General features: G+C 35.7%; 18 protein-coding genes and 2 pseudogenes. 3 read left to right on the top strand and 17 right to left on the bottom strand.

Annotated features, from left to right (window positions below):
• Positions 1-53: 53 nt before the first annotated feature.
• The 9 genes from NST12_RS08035 to NST12_RS08000 form a co-directional block, all read right to left on the bottom strand.
• Positions 54-1,019: a M24 family metallopeptidase gene (locus tag NST12_RS08035; protein ID WP_341100869.1), complete on the bottom strand. Its 966-nt coding sequence runs from the start codon at positions 1,017-1,019 to the stop codon at positions 54-56.
• A 21-nt stretch (positions 1,020-1,040) separates the two neighbouring features.
• Positions 1,041-1,412 carry an NUDIX hydrolase gene (locus NST12_RS08030; protein WP_341100867.1) on the bottom strand — a complete coding sequence of 124 codons (372 nt, stop codon included), beginning with the start codon at positions 1,410-1,412 and terminating at the stop codon, positions 1,041-1,043.
• The gene (locus NST12_RS08025) at positions 1,381-1,521 is read right to left on the bottom strand and encodes a hypothetical protein (RefSeq protein ID WP_327805742.1); all 141 of its coding nucleotides are present in this window, start codon (positions 1,519-1,521) and stop codon (positions 1,381-1,383) included. Before NST12_RS08025 ends, NST12_RS08030 begins: the two co-directional genes overlap by 32 nt.
• A gap of 46 nt (positions 1,522-1,567) precedes the next feature.
• Positions 1,568-2,107, bottom strand: a complete 540-nt coding sequence (locus NST12_RS08020; protein ID WP_341100864.1) for a 4-hydroxyphenylacetate 3-hydroxylase C-terminal domain-containing protein — start codon at positions 2,105-2,107, stop codon at positions 1,568-1,570.
• Positions 2,097-2,219 (bottom strand): hypothetical protein, encoded by a 123-nt coding sequence (locus tag NST12_RS08015; protein ID WP_445662343.1) that lies wholly within the window; start codon positions 2,217-2,219, stop codon positions 2,097-2,099. Before NST12_RS08015 ends, NST12_RS08020 begins: the two co-directional genes overlap by 11 nt.
• Before the next feature lie 310 nt (positions 2,220-2,529).
• A complete protein-coding gene (locus NST12_RS08010) occupies positions 2,530-2,688 on the bottom strand; it encodes a hypothetical protein (RefSeq protein WP_327805741.1) in 159 nt (52 codons plus the stop codon).
• A gap of 12 nt (positions 2,689-2,700) precedes the next feature.
• Positions 2,701-3,210 (bottom strand): hypothetical protein, encoded by a 510-nt coding sequence (locus NST12_RS08005; protein WP_327805740.1) that lies wholly within the window; start codon positions 3,208-3,210, stop codon positions 2,701-2,703.
• Positions 3,211-3,260: 50 nt separating this feature from the next.
• The gene (locus NST12_RS17095) at positions 3,261-3,587 is read right to left on the bottom strand and encodes a DUF4062 domain-containing protein (RefSeq protein ID WP_412677386.1); all 327 of its coding nucleotides are present in this window, start codon (positions 3,585-3,587) and stop codon (positions 3,261-3,263) included.
• A 193-nt stretch (positions 3,588-3,780) separates the two neighbouring features.
• Positions 3,781-4,260: a hypothetical protein gene (locus tag NST12_RS08000; protein WP_341029398.1), complete on the bottom strand. Its 480-nt coding sequence runs from the start codon at positions 4,258-4,260 to the stop codon at positions 3,781-3,783.
• 349 nt (positions 4,261-4,609) lie between these two features.
• Here NST12_RS08000 and NST12_RS07995 point away from each other — a divergent pair, with 349 nt between their 5' ends.
• Positions 4,610-6,934, top strand: a complete 2,325-nt coding sequence (locus tag NST12_RS07995; RefSeq protein ID WP_341100862.1) for a TOTE conflict system archaeo-eukaryotic primase domain-containing protein — start codon at positions 4,610-4,612, stop codon at positions 6,932-6,934.
• 333 nt (positions 6,935-7,267) lie between these two features.
• On the opposite strand, the gene NST12_RS07990 is transcribed toward NST12_RS07995, so the two are convergent.
• The 6 genes and pseudogenes from NST12_RS07990 to NST12_RS07965 form a co-directional block, all read right to left on the bottom strand.
• Positions 7,268-7,327 (bottom strand): hypothetical protein, encoded by a 60-nt coding sequence (locus NST12_RS07990; RefSeq protein ID WP_234395415.1) that lies wholly within the window; start codon positions 7,325-7,327, stop codon positions 7,268-7,270.
• 209 nt (positions 7,328-7,536) lie between these two features.
• Positions 7,537-7,764: pseudogene (locus NST12_RS07985) on the bottom strand (nucleotidyltransferase family protein).
• Between the two features lie 334 nt (positions 7,765-8,098).
• Positions 8,099-8,740 (bottom strand): ribonuclease H1 domain-containing protein, encoded by a 642-nt coding sequence (locus NST12_RS07980; protein WP_412678316.1) that lies wholly within the window; start codon positions 8,738-8,740, stop codon positions 8,099-8,101.
• Between the two features lie 624 nt (positions 8,741-9,364).
• Positions 9,365-9,592: pseudogene (locus NST12_RS07975) on the bottom strand (endonuclease domain-containing protein); the annotation flags it as partial.
• Positions 9,593-10,831: 1,239 nt separating this feature from the next.
• Positions 10,832-11,359, bottom strand: coding sequence for an FUSC family protein (locus NST12_RS07970; protein WP_327798348.1), 528 nt, complete (start codon positions 11,357-11,359; stop codon positions 10,832-10,834).
• Positions 11,360-11,403: 44 nt separating this feature from the next.
• A complete protein-coding gene (locus NST12_RS07965; RefSeq protein WP_341100859.1) occupies positions 11,404-12,828 on the bottom strand; it encodes an NAD-dependent succinate-semialdehyde dehydrogenase in 1,425 nt (474 codons plus the stop codon).
• 115 nt (positions 12,829-12,943) lie between these two features.
• Between NST12_RS07965 and NST12_RS07960 the strand changes: the two genes are divergently transcribed.
• Entirely contained in the window at positions 12,944-13,801 is an 858-nt protein-coding gene (locus NST12_RS07960; protein ID WP_341100857.1) for a LysR family transcriptional regulator, read from the top strand.
• A 511-nt stretch (positions 13,802-14,312) separates the two neighbouring features.
• On the opposite strand, the gene NST12_RS07955 is transcribed toward NST12_RS07960, so the two are convergent.
• Positions 14,313-15,881 carry a Vga family ABC-F type ribosomal protection protein gene (locus NST12_RS07955; protein WP_341100856.1) on the bottom strand — a complete coding sequence of 523 codons (1,569 nt, stop codon included), beginning with the start codon at positions 15,879-15,881 and terminating at the stop codon, positions 14,313-14,315.
• Between the two features lie 305 nt (positions 15,882-16,186).
• On the opposite strand from NST12_RS07955, the gene NST12_RS07950 reads away from it, so the two are divergent.
• Positions 16,187-16,399: a hypothetical protein gene (locus NST12_RS07950; protein WP_270584625.1), complete on the top strand. Its 213-nt coding sequence runs from the start codon at positions 16,187-16,189 to the stop codon at positions 16,397-16,399.
• 136 nt (positions 16,400-16,535) lie between these two features.
• Here the strand turns inward: NST12_RS07950 and NST12_RS07945 are convergent, their stop codons facing one another.
• Complete coding sequence (locus NST12_RS07945; protein ID WP_278898843.1) at positions 16,536-16,769, bottom strand: ATP-binding cassette domain-containing protein; 234 nt, start codon at positions 16,767-16,769, stop codon at positions 16,536-16,538.
• Positions 16,770-16,956: the final 187 nt, after the last annotated feature.

The following is a 16,956-nucleotide window of genomic DNA, read 5'->3' as shown; positions in this document are numbered from 1 at the left end:
TACTTACAGGAACACTCTGCATATTAAGCGGCATTGGAGAGTAAGTCAAGACTTTATGGAAATTTTTTCAGACCCGCACTCATTGTTAATTTAAATACATCTTTTCCCTTCATACCGATCTTTACTTCATTAATTGCCACAAGCTGTCCCTTGTACAATGCATTAAATTTATCATAATCGGGTTTCATATATTTATATGAGAACACCCGTGCATTATCTGCCCAATACCCATTACAGACTACATCGCAATCAAACCATATTAAGTCCCCAGGTTGGAGCTTAATTTCCGATTTTTGTCTACGTTGTCCTCCAACCGCGTGTCTACCTATTTTGATCATTGGTAAAGCAGCGATAGCTCCTTGACTGGCTATAGATGTATTAAACATGTTTGCTATTTCTAATTCACTAATGCCTTCTTTGAGATTACTGATAACATCTTCAACGGCTTTTTCCACACAATTAGCCGCGTAAGTAAGCGCATCTATCTCATGTGGTGTTTTAACAGCCCTTATCTGCCTAATTTTGTTAGAAAAAAATATAAATTCTATACCTGGAAATCTACTTTTAATATGACTTAAACAAGCCATTGTCATGCCATCTTCATCGATCCCTAATCTTGATTTTGCTAATCCTAGTTCTCTTAACAAAGATGATAAGGCCTCTCGTGCACTAGTAGCGCTGTGAGTAAGATCAGATAGTTCCTTAAGCCTTCTTTCTTCGTGAGTAAGCTCAACTCCATTCATATACTCCCTATAAAAAGTACCATATGTCTGAACTTTACCGATTGCTACTTTAGCATCAAGTACTTGATCTATTTCCCCTACTGAATGCACGATGTTAACTTGATTAGGTTTGTCTCTTGTTATAACAATGTAACATTCACCTAAGTATGGACTTAAGGTTTTTATTACAGGCTCAAAACCTGTAAAGTATCTTATGTTCTCTTTTGTTGAGACCACTATGGCATCAAGATCATATTGTTTCATTTTATCAACTAATCGATTCTCATTGTAAAACACGACACTATATAACCTCCTTCATTATAAGTGGTTGAGGAGTTCGATAACGGCGGGAGCCAGTAATTCTTTATGGTTAATGTCGATCCAAGAAACTTCACTAATTTCAGCATGAGGTTTTATTTCCCCTGTCCATTCAGCTGTATAGCAGTATAACTCCACCATAGCTTCTTCACCATAAGCAGGACCTATAATATTGCAAAGATACTTTATACTTGAACGCTCAATTCTTATGCTGAGTTCTTCATATAACTCTCTTACCAAAGTTTCTTCAGGTGTCTCACCATGTTCAATCTTACCACCAGGTAGGTACCAAAGCTTATTATCCCTAACTCTAACACACAATAACTTATCTTCTTTTTTATTAACAAGACAGGAACACTTTATTATCTTCATTTCTTGCTAACGCCCTTTCTACCATGTTTAACATGTGATCCTTTTGATATGTAAGATAATGGACGGCTTCAATGCGCATTGGATCACCTGCGTGATAATATTCATACATGAGCTGCCTCTGCCCAAATCCATCACCAGAAACATCCCAAGCCAAATTAGAAGTTTTGATCTATCTTTAGCATCAACCATATCATTTGAGAGTGGAAATCTCCTGAATGTGGTGTGGAAAGCATAGATCCGGCTGCCAGTGATTGTATATGTTTGACCATTCGTTCATACATTTTAGGGAAGTTATATCTAATAGCTTGAATAGCACTAATACTAGGATTGAGTACACCTTCCTCACTCATGGAAGCTTCCTCCTCACTTAAGAGAATACTTGCTTTCAGTAATTCAATATAGGATGTGAGTTCACCTAATTTCTCTTGAACATTTATAAATCCATTTACCCCCAATACTTCTGCTAACTTAATAGCAGTACCTGTAAGAAATTCGGCTTTAGATAGACCTCTTACGATTCCTTGGTGACCAGTATGATTTCGAGCAAAAGTCTTATCGTAAAAGATGTTGGACTTTTGTACATCCTTAAACACAAAAACTCTATTCCAAGGAATATGAACATTATCTAGTAATAAATAGGCATCAATCTCATCAAAGCTATTTACAATTGGATAATCAAAGTCGCTAGTCCTCATCCCCTGGCTTTAAGCCTGGCATGTTAAATATTAGAAGTTCGTCGGCAATGGGAGCTAGAGTTACAATCATTTTTGCTCCTTTTACCTCAATTCCATCTGAGTCATGACTAATTACACGAACAGCAGCATAGTCATTGTTTTGTTCACCTAATGGAATAGACAGATTGATCTAAGGATTTATGGCACCGTGACCTACAAACAGATTTTCTTTTTTCACAAAATTATAGTACTCTACCTATTAGCTGAATACTAAAACTAAAACCTATAATAACAACAGATATATAAAACCAACTACAAGACCTACTAATAAGAATAGGAATATCCTTCTTAATATTGAAATTGTAGAACGGGCAAATTTGAAACATTCGAAGAAATGGATTTTACTCCTTCTATCAGTAGAACATTTTTTACATCATGAGCGTTTATTTTGAATTACGAAATGAATTTTTTATTTGGGAAAGTTTATTTTGAAAATTTGCATGATCACGCTTCATTTGGCTAAGACGATTCGTTACAACTTTTTTTCCATATCCATGTGGTGCGGAGGCAATTAATATTACATTTTCTTTATAATTGTTCATTTGGGAGACCTCTTAACAGCATTTTGAATCATCTAATGAAAAGTTCTCAGGAGTTGTTAATCCATCATATTCTTTGCAAATCATCTGGTTATCTCTTTTTTCGTAAAGAGTTACGGCTTTACAGTCCATTAATGCTCCTATAGCTTCTTGTTGGTAATTTGTATTTTTAGAGTAAATATTGCAGCCGACCATCTTAGATCGTAAAAGCGCTAAAAGCCTTCTCCAATTTGTAATTTGCCCATTCTGCAATAAACTTATGAATTCAAGTGATAGTTCATAAAAATCCCCGTATAATTCTACATGTTCTAAGCTCCGTTCGATTTCAGAACGAATATTTAAGTATTGAAGGCTTTCTTTGAAAAGAGCTGAAAGATAGCTTTTTATGTTTGAAAGAATTTCGACACCTAATGAGCATTTTTCGAAATATATGCCTTTTTGTTCTGCATCATAAAGAAAGTACCATACGTAATTTTCGGCAACATGAGGCTGCTCTTTAATGTTTTCGCTTATAAATTTCAACATTGAATCCGGTTCTTTATCGTGTTCGCTTAAATACTGTACTAACGATTGTTTTATTTGAGGTCTGATGTCTGAAAATAGGTATCAAGAACTATATCGTGAACATACACGATAAGACGTTTATTTTCGTGATATGCACGCAAAAATTCAAGGTGAGTAACAGTTTTCCCTTCATCCTCTAAGTATGTTCCTGCTTTATCCGCGATAAATAGTAGAAAGATATCACTTCTTGATACGTACTCCAAACAAGTTCGGATAGCATCTTGGTGAATATATCGCATACTATCTTCAAAGCGAATAGGTTCATGCCCCATATTTTTTAATTCTTCAAATACAGCATTTCGTATAGAGGAAAGAGCATCTTGTGCAACCGAACTTATAAAATAGTAGTTCTATCCATATTATAACACCGCCTTACTTTTTAAACAATCTCCCAAATCCGTAGAAATTTAGTTCGTTTGCAAATTCGTGTCTTAAAGCTTGATAACTTGATTTGAGAATTTCTTCAGAGGTTTTATTAGTGTCATGAATTTATGAAGTTAGAATCTATTTGATTAATGGAATATTGTTGTCTTAACCTTTTTTTCTTTTATTCGCAGGATGTTTGAGGTGCTTAACAAGGATTCCTTTCTGCATCTGCTTAGATAATTTATCTAACTTCTCTAAATTTTCGAATACAGACATGTCCCCTTCAATTGCTTTTCCAAACAACTCTTTTATGATATCCGTTTGGGCATTCTTTTCATAAAGTTCTGCTTGTTTTTCTATTTCAACCTTTATTCTCTCTATATCACGCAAAGACTGCTCTCTTATCCTTTGTATCTCTGCATTCTGCTGCTCTTTTAGTTTTTCTAACTCCGCCTGTTGTTGTTCTCTTAGCTTCTGCAAATCAACACTGTGTTGTTCTTTCAATTTTTGCAACTCTGCCTGTTGTTGTTCTTTAACAGTTTGTAGTGCACTATTCGCCTGATACCGAGCTCCTAAAAACGAAATAAAAGCAGGTACAATTCCAACCACAAGTGGAATTACAATCGATGTTAAAACATCCTTCACGAATTATCACCTACACCTACCGAATTTTAATTTGAATAGTGTTGAAAATGTTTGAAACTGAATATGTATATCGTCACACACAAATCATGTGTTGCTCTAACCTTTAGATCTTTTTAGCATAAAAAATTACTTTAAAAACATTCATTAGAACTTAAGTTCGACAAAAACTGCTAAATTCCTCCCCCTCCAATGATAAGTTTTTCTTCCTTAAAGTGGTTTGAATGAAAGTAAGTAATTTAATTAAATACTAGTATAAAGAGTTGTTTAATTTTGGATGATCACTTTTACACTTCTAACTCAATGCTTTACAATATCATTACAGTTAAATAAATGTTTTAGAGGTAAAGTCATGGACATCCGGATTCAGTTGCAACAAGCTCTTGCGGAATGTGAACGTTTAAGGAAAGAAAATGAATATTTAAAACACATTCTTTCAATGATGATGCAAAAGAAAGAAAACAATCATTCTGTAACTATGGCTAGTTCTATAGTGAACAACCAATCGTCACCGGAAGAAAAGATACGATTATTCAAGCAACTTTTTAGAGGACGAACAGATGTATATGCGGTTCGCTGGGAATCAAAAAACGGTCGCGCGGGATATACGCCTGCTTGCGCCTATGAGTGGCAACCGCCTATTTGTCGAAAACCGGAGATAAAATGCAGTGAGTGTCAGCATCGAACATTGCTACCGCTAAATGATCAAGTGCTTTACGATCATTTAAGCGGGAAGCATACGGTTGGAATTTATCCAATGCAAAAAGATGAAACGTGTTTCTTTTTGGCGATTGATTTTGACAAAAAGAATTGGCAAGAGGATGTGTTGGCGTTTGTTCGTGTATGTAAAGAGTTTTCCGTACCGTATAGTATTGAACGCTCAAGATCTGGGAATGGTGCACACTTATGGATTTTCTTCTCCGAAGCGATTCCTGCTTCATTAGCTCGCAAAATGGGAATGACATTGCTCGCTAAAACAATGGAAAAAAGATATGAAATAGGTTTAGACTCCTATGATCGATTATTCCCGAATCAAGATACGCTTCCAAAAGGCGGATTCGGAAATTTAATTGCATTGCCGCTTCAGCGAAAGCCAAGGACAAACGGCAATAGTGTATTTGTAGATGAATCCTTTACTCCTTATCCAGACCAATGGATGTATTTATCTTCTGTTCAAACGATGACAAAAAAAGAAGTACAAGATGTGGTACAGCTTTACGAAAATAAATCTATTACTGTAAACGAAGTGTATCCAGAGGAAATTACTATTGAATTAAAGAATGGTCTATACATTCTAAAAGATAGAGCCCCCTCTTCTCTTTTAACTAAGTTGACGAAACTAGCAACGTTAGCGAATCCTGAATTTTATAGAGCCCAGAAAAATCGCATGTCTACATACGGAATACCGCGAGTGATTAATTGCTCTTGGGATAAGGAAGGATATTTGGTCTTACCTCGTGGCTGTTTGGAGGAGGTTATCAACCTTTTATCGTCATTATCCATTCAAACTGAAATCATTGATGATCAATTCGATGGCAAGACGATTGATGTGGAATTTCAAGGTGAGTTAACTTTCCAGCAACACGATGCAATATCACAATTATTGAAACACAATACTGGTGTTCTTTCAGCAACCACTGGTTTTGGCAAAACGGTTATAGCGGCAGCTCTTATTGCGGAACGAAAAACCAATACGTTAGTCATCGTTCATCGTACACAGTTGATGCAACAATGGTTAGAGCAATTATCAACGTTTCTTAATATTTCATCAAAAGAAATCGGACAAATTGGAGGCGGAAAAAACAAAATAACAGGAAATATCGATATAGCAACCATTCAAAGCTTAAATTACAAGGGTCAGTTGAAGTCATTTATTACTCAATATGGCCAAATCATTGTCGATGAATGCCATCATATTTCCGCCTTTAGCTTTGAACAAGTGTTAAAACAAGTTCGCGCCAAGTATGTGTATGGTTTAACGGCTACACCGATTCGTAAAGATGGTTTACATCCTATTATTCACATGCAGTGTGGTCCTATTCGTTATAAAATTGACGGGAAAATACAAGCAAAAGTAAGGCCATTTGTTCATTGTTTAATTCCGAGGTACACGAACTTTACGTCCTCACACAACGATATTCAGCAACTTTATACAGAAATAGCACTCAATGAACGGCGAAATCAGCAATTATTTGATGATGTGTTGTCTGCACTTGAAGAAGGTCGCTGTCCGTTAATCTTAACGGAACGAATTGAGCATATTGAAATTTTGAAGCAATTATTTAAAGGATTTGCCAAAAATATTATTGTACTCTCCGGAAATATGACGAAAAAAGAACGGATAGAACAATTGCAACGACTTGCTTCAATTCCTGATGACATGGAAAGATTAGTGATTGCAACAGGAAAATATATCGGCGAAGGATTTGACAATGCCCGATTAGATACTCTATTCTTAGCAATGCCAATTTCATGGAAAGGCACCCTGCAACAATATGTCGGACGCTTGCATCGAATTCATGCAAATAAACAAGAAGTACGTGTATATGACTACGTGGATAAAAAAATCCCGATTATGCAAAAGATGTTTGAAAAAAGATTAGAGGGGTATCGCGCAATGGGATATGTTATGGATGAAAAAAACACTTCGTACAACGAACAGATGAAGTTGTTTTAATCTTAGTTATAGAAATGGGTATATGTTTCACTTCACTTACACAAGATTACGATTAAATTAGCAGAACCCACATCGACTCTTAACAATGTGTACCAAGGTGGGGCTTTTTCATTTATTTATGGGGTTAGAAAATACAGCAAATGTTAAACGCCCAACTACATTTGATGAGCAACTAGAGATTTTAAGAGAACGCCGGTTGAAAATAGATAGTATGGATTTTTAACGACAGTAAATTATTATCGATTATCATCTTCTATGCCAACTCAAAAAGATTTGGTCTCACTCTAATTTTCATTTAGTAACTGCTCAACATGTTTTTTTAACTTAGGAATCTTATTTCTGAACAACATCCCAGACAATTCGATAATTAATGGAGAAATAACCGTGAATCATCATATCTCTCATGCCAGCCATCTTTCTCTATTCGATATGTGGGTGTGCTTGTCGGATTTCATTTGGAATGTTTTTCGTTGCTTAGCCAATCACTAATATATTTTTAATTACCGCGTCCGACACTAAGTCTTTGTCTAGAAAATCATCATAAGATAAGCCCTTGGTGTATTTCTCAATTTTTTCTGCAGAGAATATCTTGTAAAAAAACTTTAGGCTCTCTCTGCATAATTAGCACTCCTTAAAATACTAGGCTTTAATGCTGGTTTGATATCATCTAAAATGTCTAAATCTACCGGCTTTTGAAAATGATCTTCCAGATTGAATTTTAAATCCATATAATCATCGAATGTCATGGCATCATCCATAAATTCCACTAACACATCAATATCACTGGACTATCTTTGTTCTCCCCGGCTATACGAACCAAATAAACCAATCCTTCTTCATCTACTGTATCTTTTGCTCTGATAATATAAGGTAACTTTATACGCGCAAAAACTTTTAGCCCCAAATCGAGGTACCCCCTCTTCACTAATAATTACACCCATCAATTCAATAAAAGCTAAATTTTGTATTTTTAAAAATTATACTATTGACTGACATGCTTCTCAGAGAGAATACAGCAAATTAGCTTTGATGCTTCATTTACATAAAAGAATAATTGTGTTAAATCTGTTTTAGAGTCCAAATAAAACAAAACAATACTACTACAATCGAAAACTATAAACTTCATCGACATCTTCATATTACATAGAAATTGTAGACAACCGGCTATTTCCGTCCGAAATCTGCTTTAATCTCACCCCATATGTCTGTTTCCCATTTGAGAATAGGGTTATTGTAATCGTTTTTTTTGAGCCATTGCTTCGCTCTTTCAATGAGCCGCCAAACTCGTTCGGTGTCTTTATTTCTTATTAGCGCAGTATTAACCTTTTTAGTTTTCACCCATTTGATAGCGGTTAGGGAGTCTGAATAAATAGGATAATCTTTTCCATACTGCTTTAGGAAGGCTAAAGCATGAACGATAGCTAAAAATTCTCCGACGTTATTTGTTCCAAGAATAGGGCCAAAGTGAAACAATACTTTTCCAGTTTTCGTGTACACTCCTTTGTATTCCATTTGTCCGGGATTGCCGCTACATGCCGCATCTACGCATATGCTCTCTTCTATATATGTCATATCTTTATTTAAATTAAGGGATATCTGTTGGGATGTTTTGGCCTTCTCTGCAGTCCTATAGTATTTCGTCCAACCATCATGATAAGCTTGTTTAGCCTCTTCGATGGATGAAAATGACTTATACTTTGCACTGGCTACCCCTAATACATATTGTTTGCATTCATCCCATGATGAAAAAATACCTGTCTGTTTCCCTATCCAGACCACGTAATATTTTGATTTCTTTTTCTCCATCATTCCACTTCCTTGAACTTCAGGAGTTAACTGACTCTCCTTTGTATGAACGCTCCGTAACGTTTCCGTATTTTCCTTTTTGATTGGCTTTGTTCCTTGCTTTAGGATGACGTTATTAACAATATCGGAATCCTCAACAATCCCATTACTTCCGTTAATTAATACATAAGAGCGAGTATTTCGACCAATGGCAAGGCGTTTTTGGTACTTCCTTTTATATATAATTAATTTCACGACTCTCTTTTCATTTCTTAACCAACTGGGAATCTGGCATTGCGATAACGATTCGACATAATATAAAACAAACGGGATATTATAGCCGACAAATGCACAATGGACGTTTCCTTTTGTGATTAACTCACTTAATTGGGGTAGTTGGTAATAAAAGGTCTGAATGTTAGGAGAATAACCTGCCCTAAAAATGGTGTTTACAAACTGTTTTATTTTTTCTTTTGTCGTTTCCTTCTTTTTAAGAGTAATATTATGGAAGACAGGAAGTAACTCTCTTAATACGATTTGAACATAATCACCGATACATGAAACATCGAGATTTGTGTTAAGAATTTTCGCTTTTCGATTCCTCATTTCGTAAAATTGATCCCACGCAGATATTTTTGATCGAATCATATTCATACATTCGGATAAATTTTCCTTTATTTTATCTCCTGGAAGCCGAATGACCTCATCAAATCCGTTTTTCAGCAGCCATAAATCTCTTTCTGTATCGTACACTTTTGCTTGATCGGTTAAATGGTAACGGAGCCCATCGCATTCAACGGCAATTTTGCAATGTTCACCATATATCACAAAATCAATGATATATTTAGGGATCCAACTGTTTCTACTGCCCATCTTTTGATAAACTGCATATTGGCTTTCAAATTTGATTCCGTACTCTTTTAACGCATTTTCAATCTTTACTTCTAAAGGTGAGTTTACATTCTTGCTGCCAAGCTTAGAGGGAATTTTGTTTATTTCTGATGTATCGTACTTTAAATTCTTTATATGTAAAAGTGTAATTTTCCGCTGCTCATCATATCGAAGTAATAAATTTTTACAAAAACTTGCTTCTCGATAATACGTAATAAGTAATCGGTACAATGAACAATGATGAAGAAGATTCATAATGGCTCTTTTCAACCTCGAAGATGTAATTTCAATCGCAAGTACACAGTCGTCATCATTATAAAGAGCGATATCAATCGTATGTTGTTCGTTATGATAATAAACAATTTCATTTCTTATGACGAGTAAACCATACCCTTCAGATAATTGAATAATACGATCAATGAGGGAAGATCTAAATTTATAAATATCATCAATTCGATTTTTTGCCTTATTGTGGTGAACAGATCTTTGTTCTTCTATTACCTCACTTATTTCTTTAAGAAAAGTACCGATTTCAAAGTTCTTCATAAAAACTACCCCAGTTTTAACAAGTGTTTTAGAAGTTATTCTTCTTTTTTTCGCCAAAATTTGCTAAAATCCTTCTTTTTGTAGTGAGATTGGCGCAGGAATATAGTTATACAATTATTTTGATTTTGAACATTGGTATAGAAAAGATTATATATTCTATGTGGGGAAACATTGATGAATTGATAAAATTTTGTATGAGGATTATGATTACCACCGACCATGTCTCAAGGTGGGTCTTTTTACTTATATGAAGGAGTTTTTATACAGATCTATAGCGTAAATCCCAGCAGTATGTACCAAGGAGGAATTGCACAAACGTCTTCAATGAAGTTTCAAGCAGCCGAATGGCTTATTAATCAAATACAAATGTACAGTATTGATTTAAAAACAAATTCAGTTAAAAATATGAAGGTTGGATCAATACTATTTTACAAGAATATGTGAACGATAAAACCGATGCTTTAAACAAACGTGTATTGCTGTAGAAACAGACATTCAACGTATAATAAGAATATTAAGACAGTGAGCTAGTATTCTAGGGTATAAAACCTATTTTGTGAACAGTCTGAAGGTATGCCGAATTGGCATACCTTTATCAATATGTTTACACTAGGAAAATGAACCAACCGTACTTTTTCGAGTAATTGAATGAAATACAGACATAAAAACAACATATTACGTTGCTTTGCCGAGGTCAAGGGTATCATCATGACCAGCTTTCCTGTTAGGTAAAAGTATAGTGACAAAAATGGCAACGACTGATCCTATGACTGTCTCCATGATGCGGGCCCATTCATAACCTCCCGAATGCAAAAAAGCCAAAACCATTACGACAGTTACGCCTATTTGTGAGATGCTGTCTTGATGAAGTTTAAGAGTTTTCGCCATTGCCATCCCTATAAAAATACTTAGAAAAGCGGCCATTCCTGAAGGCATGATCCACTGAGAGACAATCAGACTGCATGCCACTCCACCTACAACCCCTAAGAAACGATGAATCGCTTTGGTTACAGCCTTTTCAAAAGTCGTATTGGTAATTAAAACGGCTGTTAACGGAGCGATATAAGGATAGAAATGGGGAGTAATGAAAGTCGCCAGCCACCATGAAATTCCTGCTGCTAGTGATATTTTAAAAGTCTGTAAGGTGATGCCTGCACGATTTAGTTCTCTGCTAAGATGCTTTATAAACACTTTGGTGTTCATCGATATTTCCCCGTTATGATCCTTTTTGTTATTATGAGGCACAATTACAATCCAAGTGAAATATACTTAATTTCTAGATAGTCTTCAATTCCATAATGGCTTCCTTCACGACCGATCCCACTCTCTTTAAATCCACCGAATGGTGCTTGGGCGGCCGAAGGAGAACCATCATTTAAACCAATAATTCCATATTCTAATGCCTCTGTTATATAAACTGCTTCTTGAATATTCTCTGTAAATACGTAAGCAGCCAATCCATAAGGACTATTATTAGCACGTTCAATAGCTTCTTCTACTGTTTTAAATGTTGTGATAGGAGCAAGCGGCCCGAATGTTTCCTCATGCATGCAGTACATATCGTCAGTAGCATTCATAATAACAGTTGGTTCCATAAAAAAGCCTTCTTCTTCTTTTATGGAGTTACCTCCTACAAGGATTTTAGCTCCTTTTTGTTTTGCATCTTCAATTTGTGCCTTTACTTTCCGAACGACTGCTTCATTAATGAGTGGACCTATATCTACACCCTCTTCAAATCCATTACCCACTTTCAATTTTGACACTTTTTCTGCTAGTTTATTAGAAAATTCTTCAGCGATTCCTTCTTCAACAAAAATACGGTTTGCACATACACAGGTTTGGCCGGCATTTCTAAATTTAGACGCCATAACCCCCTCTAAAGCTTTCTCTATATCTGCATTAGCTGTTACGATGAACGGAGCATGCCCTCCTAATTCGAGAGATATTTTTTTCACAGTGTCAGCGGCCCCGCGCATTAAAATTTTCCCTACGCGTGTAGAACCGGTAAAAGTGAGCTTGCGTACACGTTCATCTTTTTGCCAAACATCCACAATCGGTTCTGCATCGCCTGTTACAATATTTATGACACCCTTTGGAATCCCGGCTTGCTCAGCGAGTTCTGCCAATTTCAAAGCAGTGAAAGGCGTCTCTTCAGATGGTTTCAAAACGGTTGTACAACCAGCAGCAAGAGCTGGTGCAATTTTTCGTGTAATCATGGCTGCCGGAAAATTCCATGGAGTGATGGCTGCAACAACACCTACAGGCTGTTTTTTGACTATAATACGTTTATGGGGAGAAGATGCCGGAATCGTTTCGCCATAAATTCGTTTTCCTTCTTCAGCAAACCAAGAGATGTAGCTATTCGCATAAAAAATTTCTCCTTTTGCTTCGGAAAGAGGTTTTCCTAGTTCTGTTGTTATGATTTCCGCTAGTTCGTCCGTATGTTCTTCAATTAAGCAATGCCATTTTAATAAAAGTTGACTGCGCTCTTCGGCAGTCTTTTTAGACCACTCCTTGAAGGCAGAGTATGCCGCATCTACTGCCATTTTTGCTTCTTTTTTACCGCCGTTGGGAATAGTGCCGATGATCTCCTTTGTAGCTGGATTGATGACATCAATGGTTTCTTTTGCATCCACCCACTGTCCATCTATATACATTTTGTTTGGATACATAGGATTGTCCTCCTTAGATGTTGTTTTGAACTCATCCAAAGACTATCATGATTTTTGCATTAAGAGTACTTCCTTTATATACTAGGGATATAACAAAAAGTTATGAGGGATCAAAATGAGAACAGAGTGGCTAGAGGCTTTCTTGATTACAGCGAAGACAAAAAGTTTAACAAAAGCTAGTGAACAACTTCATATGACACAACCAGCATTAAGCAAGCAAATTAGAAAACTAGAAGAAGATTTAGGAGCAACATTATTTACACGTTCTGCCAAAGGAGTAGAACTAACAGAAGCCGGGGATATTTTATTTGAAGAAATTGAACCTGTCTTACATAAAATTCGTTCTATACAAAAAAAGATTCTATCAACACAAAAAACTTCAGAAATTAAAATTGGAACGTGGCCGAGTATTTCCAGCTTTTATCTCCCATATAAATTAGCTACAGCTAAGGAGAACGACCGGGAAGTGAATATTAAAATTTTTTATCATTATTATGATATTTTCAATTACCTACATACCGGGGACATTGATGCAGCACTGCTAGATGATCGAGAAATTCAACATTCATATTGGTCTAAACCTCTTTTTAAAGAACCTTTTTATTTGTTTGTCAATCATCTCCATCCACTGGCTAAGCATGAAGATGTCATTTATTTTAATGACTTCAAGGATGAACCCCTCGTTGTTCTCCCTTCTTCATGCGATGTTCGTATGTTAATAGAAGAAGCCTATAGACTTCATCATTCTCAACCGAATATTTCTTTTGAAATTGACTTTGGTCAAAGTATTATCGGGTTTATTTCAGCCAATTTAGGCATATCTATACTACCGGAAATTTTTACCTATAATACTGATCGATCCGTTATTAAGGTTCTTCCGATTGCCGATTTCAACATCAAGAGACAGATCTCACTCATTGCACGAAATCCTGCTATAGGAAAGTTGCTATTTACCTTATTCTTTCATGAATAATCTGCTTCGGTCGAACAGAAGAACCAAGAACTTTAATAGATTGTTAAAGAAAGAATATGATTTTGGAATTTTGATTTTTTGCTTGTACACATAATCTAAGAGGCTCTATTATGTGCAAGATCGGATGACGAATTCTGAAATAATGTACCATCCATATCAAAAATAATTGCTTTTTTCAACTTCCTCTTTCCTACCCTTCTTTTCAATGTATTTAAATGAAGCTTAGGGGAATGACCATAATACATGTTCGATGCTTCGTTCAATATCTAATTACATTTGGAGAATTTCTTGCATTATAAAAGCTAAGATGGTTTGTTTTTGGAATAATGGATTAAAACCGTCATTTCAAACTTAAATAGCGCATTTTTACCTCAGGAATAGATCACCGTTTCTGCACGGTCTAAATGTTTTTTATATCAAAAACAAAGCCCCCTTCATTAGCTTATGGGGGCTTAACAGTTGATGTAAATTTAACTATTACAAAATTTTATTATAAAATCAATATTCGAAATTATTTATTTATGTCCAATTCCCTTTTTTCCTTTAAAAGTTTTTGAAATTCTATTTCTAATTCTTTAGACGGTTCAATACTTAAGCGGCTTAGCACTTCTGAAATTTTCGTTTCGAGTAAGAGACGTTGATCTTTTTTGCTGTCTCGAGTTTTTTGTGGTTGAACATGTTTATATTGCTGAAAGGTTCCTTCAAATAATTCTATCTTTTGATTACGAATGATCAATATTCGTGTTGCGATATTTTCAATGAATCGGCGATCGTGTGAGACGAAGATCACGCTTCCTTCATATTCTTTTAGAAGTGACTCTAATGCTTCAACAGATTCTGTATCAAGAAAATTCGTCGGTTCATCTAAAATCAACGTATTGATATCACTTAAAAATAGTTTTGCTAGTGCCACTTTTACTCGCTCTCCGCCACTCAAAACCCTTACAGGCTTATAAACATCTTCATTGAAAAAATGCATTCTTGCAAGGACCGTCCGAATAAGCGTTTCATCCTGCTTTGAAGAGGATTGGACATTCTCTATAATAGATTTTTCCACATCCAATATATTTAAATTTTGGCTAAAATAGCCCATTTTAACAGACGGAGAAACCATGATGCCTGGCTCTTGGTTGACGATCTTTTTTACTAGCGTCGTTTTCCCGCTTCCATTTGGACCGATAATCGCTAATTTGTCACCACCTCGAACCTGAAAATTTGCATGGCTCCAAAGCATACGTTCTCCAATCATACCCGTTACATCTTCTACACGAAAGATAATCCGATTTTTAATCGTTTCTTCATTCGGCAAGTTCATCTTAATTGGTGGGAGTTCTTTCACTTTTTCTGCCTTTTCAAGTTTTTCTAATCTCGTTTGAATGGCTTTCGCTGTTTTTTGCAGTTTTTTTTGCTTTTTGGCAAAGTATGGCTTTGTCCCTCTTACTTCCGATTCACTGACTCTTTTTGGCGTCTTCGTTGCTCTTTCCGCTTTTTTCTCTTTTAATTTTAATGCTTCTTCCAACTGCTTTTTCTTTTTCACATATTTTTCATAAGCTAATTGTTCTTGATGTTTCTCTGCTTCTTTTTGTTTTACGTAATCGCTGTAGTTACCTGCATACTCTTTTATCTTTCCTTCATTGATTTCCCATATGGTTGTACAAAGAGCATCCAAAAATTCGCGATCATGCGAAACAATGATAAATGCCCCCTGCCACTCTCTCAGCTTCTTTTCTAACCATTCAATATGGTCAGTATCTAGATTGGTCGTTGGTTCGTCTGCAAGTAAAAGCGTTGGAGCTTTAACAAGAGCTTTTTGAATATATTCTTGCGTCACTTCACCACCACTTTTGGTTGTATCTGTTCGTTTAAACTGCGGTAAAAGTTCACATGCAGTTTGTTGAATAACGATACCTTCTTCTGGAGAAATCTTATTAGCTAGAATTTGAAGCAACGTCGTTTTCCCGCTGCCATTTCGACCAACTAATCCAATTCGATCATTTTGATGAATTTGCAATTGATCCGCATCTATCAATAAACGATCCTGTACATAGTGCTTTACATGATGAGCTTCTAATAAAAGCATATCAACATCTCCTTTTACCCGAGTTTAGGAGACAAAAAATGCCTCCTATTATTCAGAATAGGAGGCACAAAATCATAGGGCACACCAAAAGAAACGATCTTTTAGATCCAACCTATGAAAGTCCAATCCTATTCTGAAAAACGACAATTAAAGGCCTCATAAATGAAAATGAAGCGGAGATTTTTCTGCTAATATAGCCTTTAATTGTTGACTTTCGTGAATAGGATTAGAAAATCATTTAGTTGGTTCACCCTTCCGATCTTTTATTTTGATTACAATCTAAACGATACATTTAGAATTGTCAAATGGCAAGTGTAAATAAAAAACCTTTTTATAAATTTAAATTCAATAAACCACTTTTTCAAAACATATGTTGCAAAAAACTCTTTCATCAACATGGTCAATCTGTTAAGCCTAACGACTTTACAGAAACAAATGTTCGTAGACAACCAATGAAAGATTATGAGAAATCAAGTTTAGCTCACTTTGAAGCTGGCTTCACAACAGGTGGCGGTTAGATAGTTCCAGCACTAATTTTCTCGGAATAGCTCCATTAGGATTTGTAACTTTGATAATGGATAAAGAAATCGTCTATCGTTTTAAAAATTTTTCGGATAGTGGAGATTGGGGTAAAAGGATTTAATAAAACAGCTCTTAACCAACGTTTTCCCTTATAAGTCGGCAAAGAGAAAAACACCCCTTCTTTTTGTAATAGACATTGTTGTAACTCCAAGTTCCATTGGTCGTATTGCTTTGCATCGAGATTTTCGGGCCTCCACCTAAGGGGGCATTATATTGAGAGATTTTACCGCTGTCCGGCTTTATGAAGCCACCTATCATTTTTAACACCGTACTTTTTCCTGAACCATTTTTCCCCACAAGAGCCATAATTTGTTTTTCGTTAATGGAAGAGAAAGATTCTCAAAAACTGTTTGGCCATTATATTGTTTTGTGATGTCTTGCAGCTCGATAATAGATTTCGTGATTACCCCCCTTTCTTAAACAGGATCAACAAATGCTCTGCTGAAATCGCTTGCCCATCTCCCTATCCATTAACTTACAACTAAAATTCGTT

Origin of the sequence: Bacillus sp. FSL W8-1127, from assembly GCF_038006725.1 — a bacterium.
Classification (GTDB): Bacteria; Bacillota; Bacilli; order Bacillales; family DSM-4216; genus Bacillus_O; species Bacillus_O smithii.
The sequence above is the reverse complement of the archived record's forward strand: the minus strand, read 5'-3'. Positions and strand labels throughout refer to the sequence as shown.